We start from the raw sequence: 19,556 nt of genomic DNA, 5'->3' as shown, positions 1-19,556 counted from the left end.
GCTGGCGTTTTCAAGTCGCGGATAAAACGACCGTTGACGCTTAGCCCAGCAGAGTGGCCCAGCTTTCAACCTCGTCACCGCCCCACTTGGCTTTCCACTCTTTCAGCGTTTTGTGGTTGCCACCTTTGGTTTCGATGACTTCACCGTTGTGCGGGTTCTTGTACTGCTTGACCTTGCGAGCGCGCTTGGTGCCGGTAGTTTTCACTGCGCCGCCACGAGGTGCCTTGTTGACCTTGGAGTCCGGATCCAGCAGAGCAATGATGTCACGCAGCGATTTTTGATATTCGCCCATCAGGGTGCGCAGTTTGCCTTCGAATTCCAGCTCGGTTTGCAGTTTGCCGTCTTGCGACAGGTTGTTCAAACGGGCTTGCAGTTCTTTGATTGCTTCTTCTGTGGCACGGTATTCGTTGATCAGGGACATGAGGGGGACCTTATGTTGTGAAGGGTGGCAGGGATACAGTGACGCAATAATAGTCAGAGGCACTGAGCAAGTAAACATTAAATAAAAGTTTTATTTGAATTATTTAGAAATATACACACGTCCTACAGACGCGGGAACTAGATCGGTGCGCTGGACCCGACTAAATAGGGTCGCTATAAAACCCTCATTAAGTACCGGTTTTTTATAGCGGCGTCCGTTGAAATGAGGATACTGGCACGGTGCAATCTTTTTCCTTCGTCGGCCTGCCCCGGCGCCTGAATTCAGGCAACAGAGATACTGCAGTTTTGCTGCGCAGTCGCTAGAATAGCGCCTTTGCGAAGTTCTGGAGTTTCCCCTAATGCGCACTTTTCGTCTGGTGATTGCTTGCCCGGACCGTGTCGGCATCGTTGCCAAAGTCAGTAACTTTCTGGCGTCCCATAACGGCTGGATCACCGAAGCGAGCCATCATTCGGATAATCTCAGCGGCTGGTTCTTCATGCGTCACGAGATTCGTGCCGATACATTGCCATTCGATCTGGATGGTTTTCGCGAGGCGTTCACACCGATCGCACAAGAGTTCGAGATGGACTGGCGCATCACCGACTCGGCTCAGAAGAAGCGCGTGGTGCTCATGGCCAGTCGCGAATCGCACTGCCTGGCTGACCTGTTGCACCGCTGGCACAGCGATGAGCTCGACTGCGACATCGCCTGTGTGATCTCCAACCACCAGGACCTGCGCAGCATGGTCGAGTGGCACGATATTCCTTATTACCACGTGCCTGTCGATCCCAAGGACAAGGAACCGGCGTTCGCTGAAGTCTCCCGTCTGGTTGGTCAGCACCAGGCCGACGTTGTGGTTCTGGCGCGCTACATGCAAATCCTGCCGCCTCAGCTGTGCCGCGAATACGCCCATCAGGTGATCAACATTCACCACAGCTTCCTGCCGTCGTTCGTCGGTGCCAAGCCTTATCACCAGGCCTCGCTGCGCGGCGTCAAGTTGATCGGCGCAACTTGCCACTATGTGACCGAAGAGCTGGACGCAGGTCCTATCATCGAGCAGGACGTGGTGCGCGTCAGCCATCGCGACAGCATCGAAAACATGGTGCGCTTCGGCCGTGACGTGGAAAAAATGGTGCTGGCGCGTGGTCTGCGCGCGCACCTCGAGGACCGTGTACTGGTTCACGACAACAAGACAGTCGTCTTCGACTGATCCGTTGTGGCAGGATCGCCCATGCGGCGATCCTGCCGACCTTCAAGGCGGACATCTTCATGACCGACCCCCTCGACAAAGCCACATCAAAAGCGCCGGCCACTCTGGGCGAAGGCTGTCTGAGTCGTTACGACCCCGATGCGTTGACGCCCGAAAACGGTACTGAATTCGAAGGCGCGGCCGAGCTGTGGCGTGAATTGCAGCAAGACGCCGAAAAGCCGACCCCGCCCTAGCGTTCCACGTCATTTGCCGTGCCCAGGCTTTCCAGCCATCCGACCTTGGTCATGGGCTGCCTGCCGTCTTCCAGCAGGCGTGTGAGCAGTTCAAACCAGTAGGTGCGAGAAGATGTGTGCAGCATGTCGACAGGGTGCAGGCCAAGGCGCAGGGTCGGGGCCTCGCGCAGCCTGTTCTCCCTGAAATCACTGTAAAGCCTCGACGCTGTTCGGCGCCATGCACTGCGTGCGCTCCAGACAATGCCTGGCGCGTCTATCGGTGTGAAGTCGGGCAATCTGAACAGGTGCTGCGAATCGCTGGTGTAACCGAGCGGCAGCTGGCGCAAGGCGTCGCGAGTGCCCTGACTCATCAGCCAGGCGGGCGCGACAAAACCGTGAAGTGGCCAGTTCTGACGGCGAAACACTTCAATGCCCGCTTCCAGACGTGCCAGCGCCTGCCGGGAGTTCAAGCCATAGAACTCGCCTTCCCAAGTGTAAATACGCCGCATGAAGTAGTCGCGCAGGCTTCGTGGCGCGGGGCTGTCGTCGCAATGGTAATAACCGTGCAACGCCAGCTCATCGCCGCGCTCCAGGCGTTCACTCATCCGGCGCTGAAAAACCGTGTCGTCGCCCAGCGGGCTGCGTCGGTGAAAATCCGGTACCACCAGCCAGGTCATTCTGACAGCGCCCAGTTGATCCACAGCTGCCACGAAGGGTTCGTATATCGGCCAACTGTGAGGCGCGACGTCATGCAGCACCAGCAGCACGCTGCGCTCAGACGCAGTGTCGGGCCGCTCAAACATGGGCAACGCCTGAAAGGCGAGTTCCCAGTACCGCCTGATAATGATCGAGCAGGCCGTTCACCACCGCGTCCCAGCTGTAGTGCTCTTCTACGTAGCGTCTGGAAGCCTGGCCTTTTACATGCACCTCATTGCAGAACAGTTCTTTCACCGCGGCGGTCATGGCCCTGGCGTCGTTTGCTTCGCACAGCAATCCACAGTGTCCGGGAACGATTTCAGTGAATGCTCCGGCGGCGACCGCCACAACCGGAATGCCGCATGCCATGGCTTCAAGCACGACCAGCCCGAATGTTTCCTGATCGCCCGCGTGAACCAGTGCATCGGCGCTTGCCAGCAGGCGTGCCAGATGGGTGGCCTTGCAAAAACGACTGATCACCGTAACGTTATCCGGCACGTTCAAAGGCATATGCGAGCCCACCAGCAGAAGGTGGTAACGCGAGCCCAGCTGTTTCATGCACTCAAGCAACACCGGCAGGTTTTTCTCCCTGGAACCACGCCCGGCGAAGATCAGCAGGTGGGTGTCTTCGCGCAGGCCCAGTTCGGTTTTCAGATGTTCGTCTCTGTGGTGCGGGTTGAAGACCTGCAGGTCCACGCCAAGAGGTTGCACATGCACGTTTTCCACCCCCATGCCGATCAGCTTGTCGGCCATGACCTGGCTGGGCGCAAGCACCCTGTCGAAGTTGGTGTACAGCTTGCCGATATAAGCCTGAGCGCTCATGCCCATCCAGTTGCCCATGCGGTTGCTCACCAGCAGCGGAAGGTCGGAGTGGTAGAAGCCAATCACCGGTGCGTCCAGATACCGTCTGGCGTCGAGTGCGGCCCAGGCGGTCAGGTAAGGGTCGCCTGCTTCGATCAGGTCGGGTTGCAGGTTGTGCAGCATCTTGCGCCATGGCGCGACCCGCAGCGGAAACCGATAGCCGTTGCTGAACGGCAGGGCGGGGGCCGGAACACTGTAGATGCCATCCTTGTGATCCGCACGCGCGCCTGGCACAAGCAGGCTGTGGCGTACGCCGGGGCGGCGCCCCAGGCGTGGGTGTTTGGCATCGAGATAGGTGCGTACGCCGCCACTGGCCGGGGCGTAGAACATCGTCATGTCGGCAATGTGCACGGCAACATTCCTCCGATCTGAGGTCGTCCTTTCTTGACCTCCTTGAAGGATAGTTGTTCGGCCGGGATTCACCGTTTGGCAAGCAGGCGGCAGACGCGAAGAACCGTTGAGAGGATGATGTGTCATCGGGCCTGAACAAAACGCAGGGGCAATGGCCAGGCTCAATGCCAGCGTGTCTCATGTTGTGGAGAAAATAAAACATGCACGATTCTCGAGAAATGATTCTGGGCGCCGCTCCTGACGGACAGCCGATCTCCCAGGCGTTTCGCCTGGCCAATCGTCACGGACTGGTGGCTGGTGCGACCGGGACAGGCAAAACCGTGACCTTGCAACGCCTTGCCGAGGCGTTCAGCAACGCCGGGGTCGCGGTTTTTGCCGCTGACATCAAGGGCGATCTGTGCGGGCTGGGTGCTGCAGGCAACCCTCAGGGCAAAATTGCCGAGCGAATTGCCGGTATGCCCTGGCTTGAACACACGCCTCGGGCCTATCCGGTCACGTTATGGGACATCGACGGGAAATCCGGCCATCCGCTGCGCACGACCTTGAGCGAAATGGGGCCGCTTTTGCTGGGTAACCTGCTGGAGCTGACGGACAGCCAGCAGTCAGCGTTATATGCGGCCTTCAAAGTGGCTGATCGAGAAGGACTGTTGTTGCTCGACATAAAGGACCTCAAGGCGCTGCTCAATCACCTGCGTGAAAACCCGCAGTTGCTGGGCGAGGACAGCGCATTGATGACGTCCGGCTCCAGTCAGGCGTTGCAGCGACGGTTGGCGGTCCTCGAGCAACAGGGTGCCGAGGCGCTGTTCGGCGAGCCGGCCTTGCAACTGGAAGACATTCTTCAGCCTGACAACGATGGGCGAGGGCGCATCCATCTGTTGGACGCCAGCAGACTGGTGCATGAAGCGCCCAAAGTCTACGCGACCTTTCTATTGTGGCTGCTGGCCGAGCTTTTCGAGCAGTTGCCCGAGCGAGGCGATGCCGAAAAACCGCTGCTGGCGCTGTTCTTTGATGAAGCGCACCTGCTGTTTGCGGACACGCCCAAAGCTTTGCAGGAACGGCTTGAACACGTTGTGCGCCTGATTCGTTCCAAAGGCGTGGGCGTGTATTTCGTTACTCAGTCACCCGGCGACCTGCCTGATGATGTACTGGCCCAGTTGGGGTTGCGGATTCAACACGGCCTGCGCGCTTTCACGGCCAAGGAGCAGAAATCGTTGCGGGCCGTGGCCGAGGGTTTCAGGCCCAACCCAGACTTCGATGCCTTGAGTGTATTGACCGAACTGGGTATCGGCGAGGCGCTGGTGGGTACGTTGCAGGACAAGGGCACGCCCGCCATGGTGCAGCGCGTGCTCATCGCTGTGCCTCAATCGCGTATCGGGCCGTTGACGGCAGAAGAGCGGGCGGACCTGATTGCCACCTCATCCCTTGGCAGGCGCTACAACAAGCCGGTCGACCGTGAATCCGCCTATGAGATGCTGGCCGCGCGCAAGGTGTCTGAACCTGAAACAGCCGATGCTGCGAAAACCGATGAAAAACCTGAAGCAAGCTTCAGTGACAAAGCCGGGGAGTTTCTGGGCGGGATGGCCGGGCAGGCCATGAAGAACGCCATGCGTCAGGCGGCCAGTCAGTTGGGCCGAGAGTTGGTGCGGGGGCTGATGGGGTCGTTGCTGGGAACGAAGAAACGCAGGTAAAGCGGACTCGTTCGGGCGGTGCAAGGCTTGCACCGCCCGAACGACTTCAGATCAGGACAGCGCTTTGGAGGCAACCCAGAACAGGGCGGCAGACAGCGCCACTGTTGCCGGCAGGGTCAGCACCCAGGCCAGAAGAATGGTACGAACCGTGCCACCCTGCAGGCCGCTCTTGTTCGCAACCATGGTACCGGCTACGCCCGAAGACAGAATGTGCGTGGTAGAAACCGGCAGGCTGAACACGTTGGCCATGCCGATGGCACAGGCGGTGGTGATCTGTGCCGACATGCCCTGTGCGTAGGTCATGCCCTGCTTGCCGATCTTCTCGCCAATGGTCAGCACCACACGCTTCCAGCCGACCATGGTGCCGATACCAAGCGCCAGTGCAACGGCCAGAATCACCCAGAACGGCGCGTATTCAGTGGTGCCGGTCAGGTCCTTGCGCAGCTTCTCAAGATCGGATTTTTCACGTGCTTCCAGGCCCGGCAACTTGCCGACCTTGCGGGCGGTGTCATCCAGGCACAACAGATAACGACGTACTTCGATACGGCTTTCGGACGGCATCGAATGGTAGTCGGAGACACCTTTCAAGCGATCCAGCAGGGCGTCGATGGTCGGCTCGGTCTGTTCCGGGTTGCACGCGGAGCTGGACGGCAGGTCACCTTTTTCCGCCTTGCCCATCGCCAGGTACTCGCCCAGCGTGCTGCTGTTGCGCTGGTAGAACTGGCTGAGGTGCTGGGTGGCGTCGCGGGTACGCTCGATCTGATAGGTCGTGCTGTTGAGGTCCAGTACGAACTGGCTCGGCACGATACCGATCAGCACCAGCATGATCAGGCCGATGCCTTTCTGGCCATCGTTGGAGCCATGCACGAAGCTGACGGCCATGGCGGAGATCACCAGTACCAGACGGTTCCAGAATGGCGGATGCTTCTTGTCATCCAGCTTGCGACGCTGTTCCGGGGTCTTGTGCATCTTGGACAGTGGTCGCCACCATTTCAGTGCGATCAGGACCAGCCCCGCAATCAGAAAGCCTGCCAGTGGCGAGAACACCAGAGAGGCACCGATATCGATTGCCTTCTGCCAGTTGACGCCATCGGCCAGCGGAATGTCGTTGATAAGGGCGTTGGCCAGACCGACACCCAGGATCGAACCGATCAACGTGTGGGAGCTGGACGCCGGAATACCGAAGTACCAGGTGCCCAGGTTCCAGGTGATCGCCGCTGCCAGCAGCGAGAACACCATGGCCAGGCCGTGGCCGGTATTGACGTTGATCAGCAATTCGACCGGCAGCAGGTGAACGATGGCGTACGCAACGCCCACGCCGCCCAGCAGTACGCCGAGAAAGTTGAACACACCGGAAAGGATCACAGCCAGATGCGGCGGCATGGCTTTCGTGTAAATGACTGTCGCCACCGCGTTCGCAGTGTCATGAAAGCCATTGATGAACTCGAAGGCAAGAACAAAGGCCAGGGCAAGCAACAGGCTCACAAGCACCCAAGCATCTAGCCCGCTGAATAATTCGATCATGTAGATTTTCTGACCCGGTCTGAAGGGGGCGCGATTATGACAGAAAAAATACGTATCGACTTGTCGGCCTCGACCGGTGTCGCCTGAAACCAAAAAAAAGACGCATGAGCGCCGCCCCGATGGTGAGGCAGACAGGCAATGACACTTCAATTTCAGGTCGCGGTAATGCGGATCAGATCAGCGTGGCTGTTCCAGCCTGATCATCAGGACTCTTGTTTCAGGTCCTGTTCCATTTTTTGCAATTCCTCTTTGAAAGCCTGATCCCGAAGGCTGGCCCGTTTGCGCCAGGGTTTGCGTTCCGGCTCCGGTTGCGCGGCGTAAGTGGTGATTTCGCCACCGTAGACATCCTTGAAACGTTGCTCCTGGCGCTCCAGTTCTGCGCGCAGTTCTTCTTTAGTCACTTTATTACCTGATCGAGTCAAATGAGTTCCGGCGAAAACGCAATGCACGGCAAACATGTTCGTTCCAGTGGCTGCCCGAAAAACAGGACAGAGAATCATGCATCAGCACATTGACTGGAAGAGTCTGAACACCTTGCTGCGCCTCGCGGCTACGGGCACCGGAGAAAAACAACTGTCGTAGCGACATGTGGTTCAGGGTTGAAACGCCGGAGGTCAGGGTTGACCGCCGGTTGCACAGGGCCCGTTACAACGTTGTACAGGTCCGGTGCGTTGACGTGGCTGCAGCTCGAAGGCTCGGGAGAACGCGAGTCACTGCTGAAGATTTAGCCCGTCAATGGAAAGGTACTATCGCCAAGAAGTTAGGCTGCGTCAACTATAGCGGTTTGAATAATGAGAGAGCCTACTCATTTTGTACGAATGTTCCGAAGTATAGGTGAGTCATGTTTATGACGGAACTTTCATAAAGAAGAATTGACAGGCCAGGACAAAACAATGGCGTCGGAATTCAGCAAGTCCGAGGGTTCGACTGTTTGATTAGAGGCGGGGGAGTGCGGTCAGGAAATATTCCGGCTTCCGCGTGGGCGTGCACAGGATGAGCTGTAATGAAAACGGCCTTGCTTAAAGGGCAAGGCCGCTGCCATGGACTTCTCAGTGGGTACCTGACCAGTAATTTCCAAGAAGTCACTTCGTGGCAGACCTAAAGGTATAAGCATATTTCCTACGGGTCAATTGCGATTATCGGCCATTGGTTCGATAATCGCACAAGCCGAGGCGGATCGATGCGCTGCATGGGTCTGAAACCGCCGGTTCACAAGGCCTGAAAGGGTGTACAGAGGTTGCGGCAATGAACGACGAACTGCGTAATTCTTTTTCCTCACTGGCTCCGCCGATCGTGGCTTCGCCTGCCAAGCGCATTCAAGCGTTGACCGGGGATCCTGATTTCATGACTTCGCTGGCGCGCGGGCTTGCAGTGATTCACGCCTTTCAGGAGCGCAAACGGCACCTGACCATCGCTCAGATCAGCCACCGTACGGAAATCCCCAGAGCGGCCGTGCGTCGTTGTCTGCACACCTTGATCAAACTGGGATACGCCACCACGGACGGCCGTACCTATTCTTTGCTGCCCAAGGTTCTGACGTTGGGCCATGCCTATTTGTCGTCCACGCCGCTGGCGATTTCTTCACAGCCTTATCTGGACCGCATGAGCGATCAGTTGCACGAGGCGTGCAACATGGCCACCCTTGAAGGCGACGACATCTTATATATAGCCCGGTCGGCCACGACCCAGCGGCTGATATCGGTGGATCTCTCGGTGGGCGGTCGACTGCCGGCGTATTGCACGTCGATGGGACGCATCCTGCTGGCTGCGCTGGATGACGTCTCGTTGCAGGAATATCTGGATCACGTGGACCTGCAGCCCAAGACCAGTCGCACCATTCGTACACCAGAAGCTTTGCTCGAGTGTCTGCAACAGGTTCGTCAGCAAGGATGGTGCATTGTCGACCAGGAACTGGAACAGGGGCTTCGTTCCATTGCCGTGCCGGTCTATGATGCATCGGGTCAGGTACTGGCTGCGCTCAATGTCAGCACCAGTGCCGGACGGGTGGCCCGCAGTGAGCTGGAGCAGCGCTTTCTGCCGATCATGCTCGACGCCAGCCGTGATCTGAGCACCCAGTTGTTCACTTGATACACAGGTTATTGATAATCAGCGAATGGGTTCGATTACCGAACAGTTAGTCGATTATCGGATTGTTTGCGGCAGGGCTCAGGCATAACCTCATTTTTTCATTCCGGCGCAGGTCTTCGCGCTGATCATTGAACATGATGTTGGGTTCGGAGCACCTCATGGCAGACATTCTTTCTCTACGCGAAGCGGTGAAGCAACTGATCAACGATGGCGACACCGTTGCGCTGGAAGGCTTCACCCACCTGATCCCTACGGCCGCCGGCCATGAAATCATTCGTCAGGGCAAAAAAGACCTTACGCTGGTGCGCATGACGCCCGACCTGATCTACGACCAGTTGATCGGTGCCGGTTGTGCCAAGCGTCTGATTTTTTCGTGGGGCGGCAACCCTGGCGTCGGCTCGCTGCACCGCCTGCGGGATGCGGTCGAAAAGCAGTGGCCGCGTGCGATGGAAATCGAAGAGCACAGTCATGCGGACCTGGCCAACGCCTATGTTGCCGGCGCCTCGGGTTTGCCGTTCGCAGTACTGCGCGCCTATGCCGGTTCGGATCTGCCGAAGGTCAACCCGTTGATCAAGACTGTGACCTGTCCGTTTACCGGTGAAGTGCTGGCGGCCGTGCCGTCCGTGCGCCCCGACGTGACCGTGATTCACGCCCAGAAAGCCGATCGCAAGGGCAACGTGCTGCTCTGGGGCATTCTTGGGGCGCAGAAGGAAGCCGCACTGGCGGCCAGGCGTTGCATCGTCACGGTCGAGGAAATTGTCGATGACCTCAAGGCACCGATGAACTCCTGCGTGCTGCCCACTTGGGCGTTGAGCGCGGTATGCCTGGTACCGGGCGGCGCACATCCTTCCTACGCCCACGGCTACTACGAGCGTGACAATCCCTTCTATCAGGCCTGGGACCCGATTGCCCGAGACCGAGAAACCTTCAAGGCCTGGATCGACGAATACATCCACGGCACAGCGGACTTCAGCGAATTCCAGAGCAAGCTGGCTCGCGCTTCGGAGGCAAAATAATGACGTACACCACCAGTGAAATGATGACCGTTGCCGCCGCCCGCCGTCTGCGTAACGGAGCGGTCTGCTTTGTCGGGATCGGCTTGCCTTCCAAGGCGGCGAATCTGGCACGTCTGACGTCGGCGCCGGATGTGGTGCTGATTTACGAATCCGGCCCGATCGGCGCCAAACCGACGGTGTTGCCACTGTCCATCGGCGATGGCGAGTTGGCTGAAACGGCGGATACCGTGGTCGCCACCAGCGAGATTTTCCGTTACTGGCTGCAGGGCGGACGTGTGGATGTCGGCTTTCTCGGCGCCGCGCAAGTCGACCGTTTCGGCAATATCAACACCACAGTCGTGGGCGACTATCACAACCCGAAAGTACGCCTGCCGGGTGCCGGTGGCGCGCCGGAGATTGCCGGGTCGGCCAAATCGGTGCTGATCATCTTAAAGCAATCGGCACGTTCGTTCGTCAACAAGCTCGATTTCATCACCTCGGTCGGTCATGGCGAAGGCGGCGATTCACGCAAGCGTCTGGGTCTGCCCGGCGCCGGTCCGGTGGGCATCATCACCGACCTGTGCATCATGGAGCCGGAAGAGGGCAGCAACGAATTCGTGGTGACCACGCTGCATCCTGGCGTTACCCGCGAGCAAGTCATCGCCGCGACCGGCTGGGAAGTGCGGTTCGCTGACAACGTGGTCTATTCCGAAGAACCAACCGATGTCGAACTGACCGCTTTGCGGGATCTGGAAGCCCGGACCGCTGCCGCCCACGGTCAGGTCGCAGGAGAAGCGTGATGCGTGACGTATTTATCTGCGATGCGATTCGCACCCCCATCGGTCGCTTTGGTGGCGGTCTGTCCTCGGTGCGAGCCGACGACCTGGCGGCCATCCCGATTAAGGCGCTGATGGAGCGTAACCCGACCGTCAACTGGGCGGAAGTCGACGAAGTGTTCCTTGGTTGCGCCAACCAGGCCGGTGAAGACAACCGTAACGTGGCGCGCATGGCCGCGCTGCTGGCCGGTCTGCCGACGACCGTGCCAGGCGTGACGCTCAACCGTCTGTGCGCTTCGGGTATGGATGCCATCGGCACGGCATTCCGAGCCATTGCAACCGGCGAGATGGAGTTGGCGATTGCAGGCGGCGTCGAGTCGATGTCGCGTGCGCCCTTCGTCATGGGCAAGGCCGACGCGGCGTTCTCGCGCAACCTGAAACTGGAAGACACCACCATCGGCTGGCGCTTCATCAACCCGGCCATGAAAGCCCTCTACGGCGTGGACTCCATGCCGGAGACAGGCGACAACGTGGCCGCCGACTTCTCTATTTCTCGAGCCGATCAGGACGCTTTCGCCCTGCGCAGCCAGCAACGCACCGCCGTTGCCCAGGCTGCGGGCTTTTTCGAGGAAGAGATCGTACCGGTGCGTGTAGCGCACAAGAAAGGCGAAACCGTGGTCGACAAGGATGAGCACCCGCGTACCGACACCTGTCTGGAAACCCTGAGCAAGCTCAAGCCGGTCAACGGTGCGGACAAGACCGTCACGGCCGGCAATGCGTCCGGTGTGAACGACGGGGCTGCCGCGCTGATTCTCGCCTCTGCCGAGGCGGTAAAAAAACACGGCCTGACGCCTCGCGCCCGGGTGCTCGGCATGGCCAGCGCGGCCGTTGAACCTCGGGTGATGGGCATCGGCCCGGTGCCCGCGGTGCGCAAGCTGGTCGAGCGACTGGGCTTGGCGGTCTCCGATTTCGATGTCATCGAACTCAATGAGGCCTTCGCCAGCCAGGGCATCGCGGTGCTGCGGGAACTGGGCCTTGCTGACGATGCGCCGCAGGTCAATCCCAACGGTGGTGCGATTGCCCTGGGCCACCCGCTGGGCATGAGCGGCGCACGGCTGGTACTGACCGCGTTGCACCATCTGGAAAAAACCGGCGGTCGCAAAGGTCTGGCGACCATGTGCGTTGGTGTAGGGCAGGGTCTGGCGCTGGCCATCGAGCGTCCATAACGTCCCTTTTTTTGCGTTGTTCAGCAACCCGGTTCATCGATCTGTCTCCACGAAAAGACAGGCTGATGGCCCGGGTTGTTGTGCTTGAGGCGGCAGGGTGTTACAGATTGTGTCTTATGGACAGTTTCATTTGGGGACAATAATGACGACAACATCAAAAGCACCGCATTACACCGGCGAGGAGCGAAGCAAAAGAATCTTCGCGATTGTCGGCGCCTCTTCCGGGAATCTGGTCGAATGGTTCGACTTTTATATTTACGCCTTCTGCGCGATCTACTTCGCGCCTGCTTTCTTTCCTTCCGATGATCCGACCGTTCAGTTGCTCAATACCGCAGGCGTGTTCGCTGCCGGTTTTCTGATGCGACCGATTGGCGGCTGGCTGTTTGGCAGGGTCGCAGACAAGCATGGTCGCAAGAATTCCATGCTGATCTCGGTGACCATGATGTGTGCCGGCTCGTTGATCATCGCGTGTCTGCCGACCTACGCGTCGATTGGCGCCTGGGCGCCGGCACTGCTGTTGATGGCGCGTCTGCTTCAAGGCTTGTCGGTCGGCGGCGAATACGGCACCACGGCCACCTACATGAGCGAAGTGGCGTTGCGCGGGCAGCGTGGTTTCTATGCCTCGTTCCAGTACGTGACCCTGATTGGCGGTCAGTTGCTGGCGGTGCTGACCGTGGTCATCCTCCAGCAATTTCTCACCACTGAAGAGCTGCGCGACTACGGCTGGCGTATCCCGTTCGTCATCGGCGCGGCGGCGGCGGTCATTGCCTTGCTGCTGCGTCGCACGCTGAATGAAACCACCACCGCGGAAAGCCGTCAGGACAAGGATGCGGGTAGCATCAAGGCACTGTTCACCCACCACAAGGCTGCGTTCATTACCGTGCTGGGTTACACCGCAGGCGGTTCTTTGATTTTCTACACCTTTACCACGTACATGCAGAAATACCTGGTGAACACCGGTGGCATGGAAGCCAAGACCGCCAGTTACATCATGACCGGTGCACTGTTCCTTTACATGTGCATGCAGCCTTTGTTCGGCATGCTGGCAGACCGTATCGGCCGACGTAACTCGATGCTGTGGTTCGGCGCGCTGGGTACGCTGTGTACGGTGCCAATTCTGATGACCCTGAAAACCAACACCCATCCGTTCATGGCGTTTGTTCTGATTACCCTGGCATTGGCCATCGTCAGCTTCTACACCTCGATCAGCGGGCTGGTGAAGGCCGAGATGTTCCCGCCCCAGGTCCGCGCTCTGGGTGTCGGTCTGGCCTACGCGGTGGCCAACGCAGCGTTTGGCGGCTCGGCCGAATTCGTCGCCTTGAAGCTTAAGAGTGCGGGGATGGAGAACAGCTTCTATTGGTACGTGACGGCGATGATGGCAATCGCGTTCCTGTTCAGCCTGCGCCTGCCCAAGGAGCCCGCTTACCTGCATCACGATCATTGATCAGCGCTGTTTTGCAGGCATAAAAAAACCCACCGGATCCGGTGGGTTTTTTATTACGCGTTGATCAGAGCCAACGGATCAGAACAGCTGGATCGACGGCTTCTCTTTGTCGATCGTTGCGGTCTGACCTGTCTTCTCGTACCAGCCGCCGCCGAGGGCCTTGTACAGATTGACCTCACTGGTCAGCTGCGCAAGACGGTCGGTGATCAGCGTTTGTTGCGCGCTGAATAGCGAACGCTGGGCATCGAGGAACGTCAGGTTGCTGTCGATCCCGATGCGGTAGCGACGCTCGGCCAGACGGTAGTAGTCCTGGTTGGCGGTGACGAAGTCACGCTGTGCCTGGAGTTGTTCGTCGTAGGTCTTGCGCGAGGCCAGGCCGTCGGACACTTCCTGGAAGGCGGTCTGAATCGCCTTCTCGTAGTTGGCGACGCTGATTTCCTTCTGGATCTTCGAGTAATCCAGGCTGGCGCGCAGGCTGCCGGCGTTGAAGATCGGAATATTGATGCTCGGCTGGAACAGCCAGGTGCCCGAACCGCCCTTGAACAGACCGGACAATTCGGTGCTGCTGGTGCCCGCGCTTGCCGTCAGGCTGATGCTCGGGAAGAACGCAGCACGTGCGGCACCGATGTTGGCGTTGGCGGCCTTGAGCGTGTGCTCGGCTTCCAGAATGTCCGGACGACGTTGCAACAGATCGGACGGCAAGCCGGCCGGCATTTCGGTCAGCATGTCGGAGTCGAGCAACTGGCTCGCTGGCAGGTTGTCAGGCAGCCCCGTGCCCAGCAACAGCACCAGATTGTTCTGGTCCTGTGCGACCAGACGCTGATACTGCGCCAGACGGGCGCGGGCGCTTTCGACAGCGGTCCGCGACTGGCTCAGGTCCAGAGCCGAAGAAACACCGACTTCATTGCTGCGCGAAGTCAGGCGATAGCTTTCTTCGTAGGTCTTGAGGGTGTCCTGCGTCAGCTTGAGCAGTTCCTTGTCGGCCTGCCAGGTCAGGTAGGCATTGGCGACGTTAGCCACCAGACTGATCTGGGTGCTGCGACGTGCCTCTTCGCTGGCGAAGTAGGTTTCCAGAGCCTGCTGGCTGAGGCTGCGGACACGACCGAACAGGTCCAGCTCATAGGCGCTGACGCCCAGAGTAGCCGAATAGCTGCTGGTGATGGCCGACTGGCCGGTCTGCGTCTGGTCACCCGGAACGCGCTGACGGCTGCCGCTGCCATTGGCGGAAACCGCAGGCAGCAGGTCCGCACGCTGGATGCGGTACTGCGCACGGTAGGCGTCGATGTTCAGGGCCGCGACACGCAGGTCGCGGTTGTTGACCAGCGCGGTCTGGATCAGGCGTTGCAGCGCCGGATCACGGAAGAACTCGCGCCAGCCCTGTTCGGCGGCAGCCATCTTGGCCGCTTCGGCCGGCGAGTACGCCGGACCTTGCGGGTATTGAGCGGCGACCGGCGCTTCCGGCTGCTTGTACTCGGGGATCAGGGAGCAGCCGCCGAGAATGAACGCGGTAACTGCCAGAGAGATCAGGGACTTGCTCATTGGCCAGCCTCGGTAGTTTTGACGTGTTGCTTGTTTGATTTGTCTTTGCCTTTGAACACCGACGACACGGCGACGTAGAACATAGGCACCCAGAAGATCGCCAGGATCGTTGCGGTGATCATACCGCCGATCACGCCTGTACCGATGGCGTGCTGGCTGCCCGAACCGGCGCCGCTGGAGATTGCCAGCGGAACCACGCCGAGGATGAACGCCATCGAGGTCATGATGATCGGACGCAGGCGCATCCGGCAAGCTTCCATCGCCGACTCGACCAGCGATTTGCCCTGCTCATGCAGTTCCTTGGCGAACTCGACAATCAGAATGGCGTTCTTCGCCGCCAGCCCCACCGTCACCAGCAGGCCCACCTGGAAGAACACGTCGTTGGACAGCCCACGCAGACTGGTCGCCATCAGGGCACCGATCACGCCGAGCGGCACCACGAGCATGACCGCAATCGGAATCGACCAGCTTTCGTACAGCGCTGCCAGACAGAGGAACACCACCAGCATGGACAGTGCGTACAGCGCCGGTGCCTGAGAACCGGACAGACGTTCTTCGAACGACAGGCCGGTAAACGAATAGCCAATACCGGCAGGCAGTTTCTGAGCGATGGCTTCCACTTCCGCCATTGCCTGTCCGGAGCTGTAGCCCGGAGCAGGTGTACCCAGCACTTCCATGGCTGCTACGCCGTTATAACGCGACAGTTTGGGCGAACCGTAGATCCACTCACCGCTGGCAATGGCCGACAAGGGCACCATGGTGCCGCTGTCATTGCGCACGTACCACTTCTGCAGGTCTTCAGGCGTCATGCGGCTGAAGGCTTCGCCCTGCACGTAAACCTTCTTCACCCGACCACGGTCGATGAAGTCGTTGACGTAGCTGCCGCCCAGCGCGATGGACAGGGTCTGGTTGATGTTGGACAGGGTAATGCCCAGGGCGCTGGCTTTCTCGTCGTCCACTGTCAGTTGATACTGCGGTTCGTCGTTCAGGCCGTTGGGACGTACGCCCGCCAGAATCTTGCTTTGTGCCGCCATGCCCAGGAACTGGTTGCGTGCATCAAGCAATTTCTGGTGACCGACACCGCCCTGGTCCTGCAGGTAAACGTCGAAACCGGTGGCGTTACCAAGTTCCAGTACCGATGGCGGTACGACCGCGAACACCATGGCGTCACGGAAGCTGGCGAAGTGTGCCTGAGCTCGTTCGGCGATCTTGAACACAGTGGTCTCGGCATCACGCTCGTCCCACGGCTTGAGCATCACGAACGCCAGACCGGAGCTTTGACCGCGACCGGCGAAGTTGAAGCCGTTGACGCTGAACACCGAGTTCACGCCCTTGCCTTCGCCGTTTTCCTTGTCGAGCAGGAAGTCGCGCATCTCATCGATGACTTTCTGCGTGCGCTCTGCGGAAGAACCAGCCGGTGTCTGGACCTGGGCGAAGATGACGCCCTGGTCTTCTTCTGGCAGGAACGCCGCCGGGATACGGGTGAACAGCCAGATCATGCCGGCCACGATGATCAGGTACACGACGAAGGCCGGCAACTTGTGGGTCACCATGCGCTTCACGCCGTTTTCGTAGCTGACCACGCTGCGGTCGAAGGTCCGGTTGAACCAGCCGAAGAATCCGCGCTTGGGTTGGCCGTGTTTCTCCGGATCGAGAGGTTTGAGCATCGTGGCGCACAGCGCCGGGGTGAAGATCAGGGCCACGAGGACCGAGAGGGCCATCGCGGAAACAATGGTGATCGAGAACTGCTTGTAGATCACACCGGTGGAGCCGCCGAAGAACGCCATCGGCAGCAGCACCGCCGAGAGCACCATCGCGATACCGACCAGCGCACCCTGGATCTGGTCCATGGATTTCTGCGTGGCCTCTTTAGGAGACAGATGCTCCTCGGCCATCACCCGTTCGACGTTTTCCACCACCACGATGGCATCGTCCACCAGAAGTCCGATGGCCAGAATCATGCCGAACATGGTCAGCGTGTTGATGGTGAAGCCGAACGCGGCAAGAATGCCGAACGTACCCAGCAATACCACCGGCACCGTCATCGTGGTGATGATGGTCGCGCGCAGGTTCTGCAGGAACAGGTACATCACCAGGAAAACCAGCACGATGGCTTCGATCAGGGTGTGAACCACACCGCTGATGGATTCCGTTACGGTCGGGGTAGTGTCATACGGGTAGACGACTTTCATGCCGGGCGGAAAGAAAGGCTCCAGCTCGCTGATGGTGGCGCGAATTGCTTTGGCGGTATCGAGGGCGTTGGCACCCGAGGCCAGTTTGATCGCCATACCGGAAGCCGGTTTGCCGTTGAACTGTGCGTCGATGCTGTAGTTCTGACCGCCCAGCGCGATACGAGCTACGTCCTTGAGGCGAACTTGCGAACCGTCGGTGTTGACTTTGAGCAGGATGTTGCCGAACTGCTCGGCGGTCTGCAGGCGTGTCTTGCCGATGATGGTTGCGTTCAACTGAGTGCCGGGAAGCGCTGGCAGGCCGCCCAGCTGACCGGTCGCGATCTGCACGTTCTGCGCGCTGACCGCGGTGGTCACGTCCACAGGCGTCAGCTGGAAGTTGTTGAGCTTGGCCGGGTCCAGCCAGATGCGCATTGCATACTGCGAACCGAACACCTGGAAGTCACCCACGCCTGAAGTCCGCGAGATCGGGTCCTGGATGTTGGAAACGATGTAGTTGGACAAGTCTTCACGGGTCAGTGTGCCGTCTTCGGCCACGAGGCCGATCACCAGCAGGAAGTTCTTCACCGACTTGGTCACCCGCAGACCCTGTTGCTGTACTTCTTGCGGCAGCAGCGGGGTGGCCAGGTTGAGCTTGTTCTGCACCTGTACCTGAGCTGTGTCAGGGTTGGTGCCCTGATTGAAGGTTACGGTGATGGTCATGCTGCCGTCGGAGTTACTGTCCGAGGAAACATAACGCAGGTTGTCGATACCGTTGAGCTGTTGCTCGATGATCTGTACCACGGTGTCCTGCACGGTCTGTGCAGAAGCACCCGGGTAAGTGACCTGGATATCGATGGCCGTCGGTGCGATGGCCGGGTATTGGTTGATCGGCAGCTTCATGATCGAAAGCGTGCCTACCAACATGATCACCAGGGCTAATACCCAGGCGAAGATGGGGCGGTCAATAAAGAATCTGGACATCTATCACTCACCTTTGCCAGTGGCAGCAGGGGCAGCATTGGCAGACTGGTCAGCGGTGAGGTTGGTTGCTTCCTTGACCTTCACTTCAGCGCCTGGTTTGACGTATTGCAGACCTTCGGTGATCACGCGGTCACCTTCATTCAGGCCTTTTTCGATCAGCCAATAGGCACCGGCGGTACGGCTGGTGACCAGTTCACGCTGTTCGACCTTGTTGTCCTTGTTGACCACCAGGGCGGTCGGCGTACCTTTCAGGTCGCGGGTCACGCCTTGTTGTGGCGCGAGGATGGCCTTGCTGTTGACGCCAGCCTTCAGCTGAGCGTGTACGAACATGCCGGGCAGCAGCACGTGATCCGGGTTGGGGAACACAGCGCGCAGGGTCACCGAGCCGGTGGCCTGATCGACCGACACTTCGGAGAACTCAAGCTTGCCTTCCTGTGCGTATTCACTGCCGTCTTCCAGGGTCAGCTTGACCGAAGCAGAGTTGTCGCCCGACTTCTGCAACCGGCCGCTGGCCAGATCGGCACGCAGTTTGAGCATGTCCGCGGAGGACTGATTGACGTCCACGTAGATCGGATCCAGTTGCTGGATCGTTGCCATCGCGTTGGTCTGGCCATTGCTGACCAGCGCACCTTCGGTGACGGCAGAACGACCGATGCGCCCGGAAATCGGCGCCAGTACCTTGGTGAAACGCAGGTTGATCTGTGCGGTTTGCAACGTGGCCTGGGCTTCCTGGGTCGACGCCAGCGCTGTGTCGTACTCCTGACGGCTGACGGCCTGCTCATTGACCAGTTGCTTGTAACGGTCGGACATCGACTTGGCCGACTGCAGGGTCGCCTTGGCGCTGTTCACGTTCGCGTCATAGATGGACGGATCGATCTGATACAGCTGCTGACCGGCCTTTACGTCACCGCCTTCGGTGAACAGGCGTTTGAGAATGATGCCATTGACCTGCGGCCGGACTTCAGCCACGCGGAACGCGGTGGTTCGGCCGGGCAGTTCGGTGGTCAACGTGTATGGCTGGGCTTTCAGTGTGACTACACCGACCTCAGGGGTCTGCGGAGGCGGTGCCTCCTGCTCCTTCTTGCCACAACCGCTGAGCAGGGTTGCCAGGGCGACGGCAGTGACCAGAACGGTAACAGCTGGCTTGAATTGCATGAAGATCCTCGGGGCAGGAGCCTGTTTACTCAACAGAGTGTTGAAGTGTTAAAAAATATTTCGGCTAGATAAGTAGCATGCTAAGGAATATACTTACATTCATGGCTGTTTGTAAATACCTTCCCCGTGCAATCATTCGCCGCGAAGGGTGCCATCAGCGGGTTCGGGACAAGGCGAAACAACTGCCGCCCGGTTTTATCTTCAGGCCGTGAACCGCA

At 59.1% G+C, this 19,556-nt stretch carries 16 protein-coding genes; 8 read left to right on the top strand and 8 right to left on the bottom strand.

Annotation, left to right across the window (positions count from 1 at the left end; all coding sequences use genetic code 11):
• Positions 1-40 precede the first annotated feature (40 nt).
• Positions 41-421, bottom strand: a complete 381-nt coding sequence (mvaT, locus tag JTJ32_RS20605; protein ID WP_004881357.1) for a histone-like nucleoid-structuring protein MvaT — start codon at positions 419-421, stop codon at positions 41-43.
• A gap of 358 nt (positions 422-779) precedes the next feature.
• On the opposite strand from mvaT, the gene purU reads away from it, so the two are divergent.
• Together purU and JTJ32_RS20595 are read left to right on the top strand one after the other, a co-directional pair.
• Positions 780-1,631: a formyltetrahydrofolate deformylase gene (gene purU / locus JTJ32_RS20600; RefSeq protein WP_004881355.1), complete on the top strand. Its 852-nt coding sequence runs from the start codon at positions 780-782 to the stop codon at positions 1,629-1,631.
• A 59-nt stretch (positions 1,632-1,690) separates the two neighbouring features.
• Positions 1,691-1,864, top strand: coding sequence for a hypothetical protein (locus tag JTJ32_RS20595; RefSeq protein WP_143518920.1), 174 nt, complete (start codon positions 1,691-1,693; stop codon positions 1,862-1,864).
• Here JTJ32_RS20595 and JTJ32_RS20590 read toward each other — a convergent pair.
• Positions 1,861-2,646, bottom strand: a complete 786-nt coding sequence (locus JTJ32_RS20590) for an N-acetylglucosaminyl phosphatidylglycerol deacetylase (RefSeq protein ID WP_210043127.1) — start codon at positions 2,644-2,646, stop codon at positions 1,861-1,863. The two genes, JTJ32_RS20595 and JTJ32_RS20590, sit on opposite strands and share 4 nt — an antisense overlap.
• Positions 2,639-3,736, bottom strand: a complete 1,098-nt coding sequence (locus tag JTJ32_RS20585; protein WP_099226483.1) for an N-acetylglucosaminyl phosphatidylglycerol synthase — start codon at positions 3,734-3,736, stop codon at positions 2,639-2,641. Before JTJ32_RS20585 ends, JTJ32_RS20590 begins: the two co-directional genes overlap by 8 nt.
• A 215-nt stretch (positions 3,737-3,951) precedes the next feature.
• Between JTJ32_RS20585 and JTJ32_RS20580 the strand changes: the two genes are divergently transcribed.
• A complete protein-coding gene (locus tag JTJ32_RS20580; protein ID WP_210043125.1) occupies positions 3,952-5,439 on the top strand; it encodes a helicase HerA-like domain-containing protein in 1,488 nt (495 codons plus the stop codon).
• Positions 5,440-5,490: 51 nt separating this feature from the next.
• Here the strand turns inward: JTJ32_RS20580 and JTJ32_RS20575 are convergent, their stop codons facing one another.
• Together JTJ32_RS20575 and JTJ32_RS20570 are read right to left on the bottom strand one after the other, a co-directional pair.
• Positions 5,491-6,963 (bottom strand): inorganic phosphate transporter, encoded by a 1,473-nt coding sequence (locus JTJ32_RS20575; RefSeq protein WP_099226226.1) that lies wholly within the window; start codon positions 6,961-6,963, stop codon positions 5,491-5,493.
• A 203-nt stretch (positions 6,964-7,166) separates the two neighbouring features.
• Positions 7,167-7,364, bottom strand: a complete 198-nt coding sequence (locus JTJ32_RS20570) for a hypothetical protein (protein WP_004881345.1) — start codon at positions 7,362-7,364, stop codon at positions 7,167-7,169.
• 844 nt (positions 7,365-8,208) lie between these two features.
• On the opposite strand from JTJ32_RS20570, the gene pcaR reads away from it, so the two are divergent.
• From pcaR to JTJ32_RS20545, 5 genes are all read left to right on the top strand, one after another.
• The gene (gene pcaR / locus JTJ32_RS20565) at positions 8,209-9,051 is read left to right on the top strand and encodes a pca regulon transcriptional regulator PcaR (RefSeq protein ID WP_004881340.1); all 843 of its coding nucleotides are present in this window, start codon (positions 8,209-8,211) and stop codon (positions 9,049-9,051) included.
• Between the two features lie 158 nt (positions 9,052-9,209).
• A complete protein-coding gene (locus tag JTJ32_RS20560; RefSeq protein ID WP_099226224.1) occupies positions 9,210-10,067 on the top strand; it encodes a CoA transferase subunit A in 858 nt (285 codons plus the stop codon).
• On the top strand, positions 10,067-10,846 hold the full coding sequence (locus JTJ32_RS20555) for a CoA-transferase subunit beta (RefSeq protein WP_099226223.1): 780 nt from the start codon (positions 10,067-10,069) through the stop codon (positions 10,844-10,846). Before JTJ32_RS20560 ends, JTJ32_RS20555 begins: the two co-directional genes overlap by 1 nt.
• Complete coding sequence (pcaF, locus tag JTJ32_RS20550) at positions 10,846-12,048, top strand: 3-oxoadipyl-CoA thiolase (RefSeq protein ID WP_099226222.1); 1,203 nt, start codon at positions 10,846-10,848, stop codon at positions 12,046-12,048. The genes JTJ32_RS20555 and pcaF overlap by 1 nt, the downstream gene beginning before the upstream one ends.
• Before the next feature lie 142 nt (positions 12,049-12,190).
• The gene (locus JTJ32_RS20545; RefSeq protein WP_099226221.1) at positions 12,191-13,492 is read left to right on the top strand and encodes an MFS family transporter; all 1,302 of its coding nucleotides are present in this window, start codon (positions 12,191-12,193) and stop codon (positions 13,490-13,492) included.
• 78 nt (positions 13,493-13,570) lie between these two features.
• Here the strand turns inward: JTJ32_RS20545 and JTJ32_RS20540 are convergent, their stop codons facing one another.
• From JTJ32_RS20540 to JTJ32_RS20530, 3 genes are read right to left on the bottom strand one after another with little or no spacing between them, the layout of a single operon-like run.
• Entirely contained in the window at positions 13,571-15,031 is a 1,461-nt protein-coding gene (locus tag JTJ32_RS20540) for an AdeC/AdeK/OprM family multidrug efflux complex outer membrane factor (RefSeq protein WP_099226220.1), read from the bottom strand.
• On the bottom strand, positions 15,028-18,183 hold the full coding sequence (locus JTJ32_RS20535; protein ID WP_099226219.1) for an efflux RND transporter permease subunit: 3,156 nt from the start codon (positions 18,181-18,183) through the stop codon (positions 15,028-15,030). Before JTJ32_RS20535 ends, JTJ32_RS20540 begins: the two co-directional genes overlap by 4 nt.
• Positions 18,184-18,186: 3 nt before the next feature.
• Positions 18,187-19,338, bottom strand: coding sequence for an efflux RND transporter periplasmic adaptor subunit (locus JTJ32_RS20530; protein WP_099226218.1), 1,152 nt, complete (start codon positions 19,336-19,338; stop codon positions 18,187-18,189).
• Positions 19,339-19,556 lie beyond the last annotated feature (218 nt).

Source organism: Pseudomonas alliivorans, from assembly GCF_017826695.1.
In the GTDB taxonomy this organism is placed as follows: domain Bacteria; phylum Pseudomonadota; class Gammaproteobacteria; order Pseudomonadales; family Pseudomonadaceae; genus Aquipseudomonas; species Aquipseudomonas alliivorans.
This window is presented reverse-complemented; position numbering and strand designations above follow the sequence as displayed.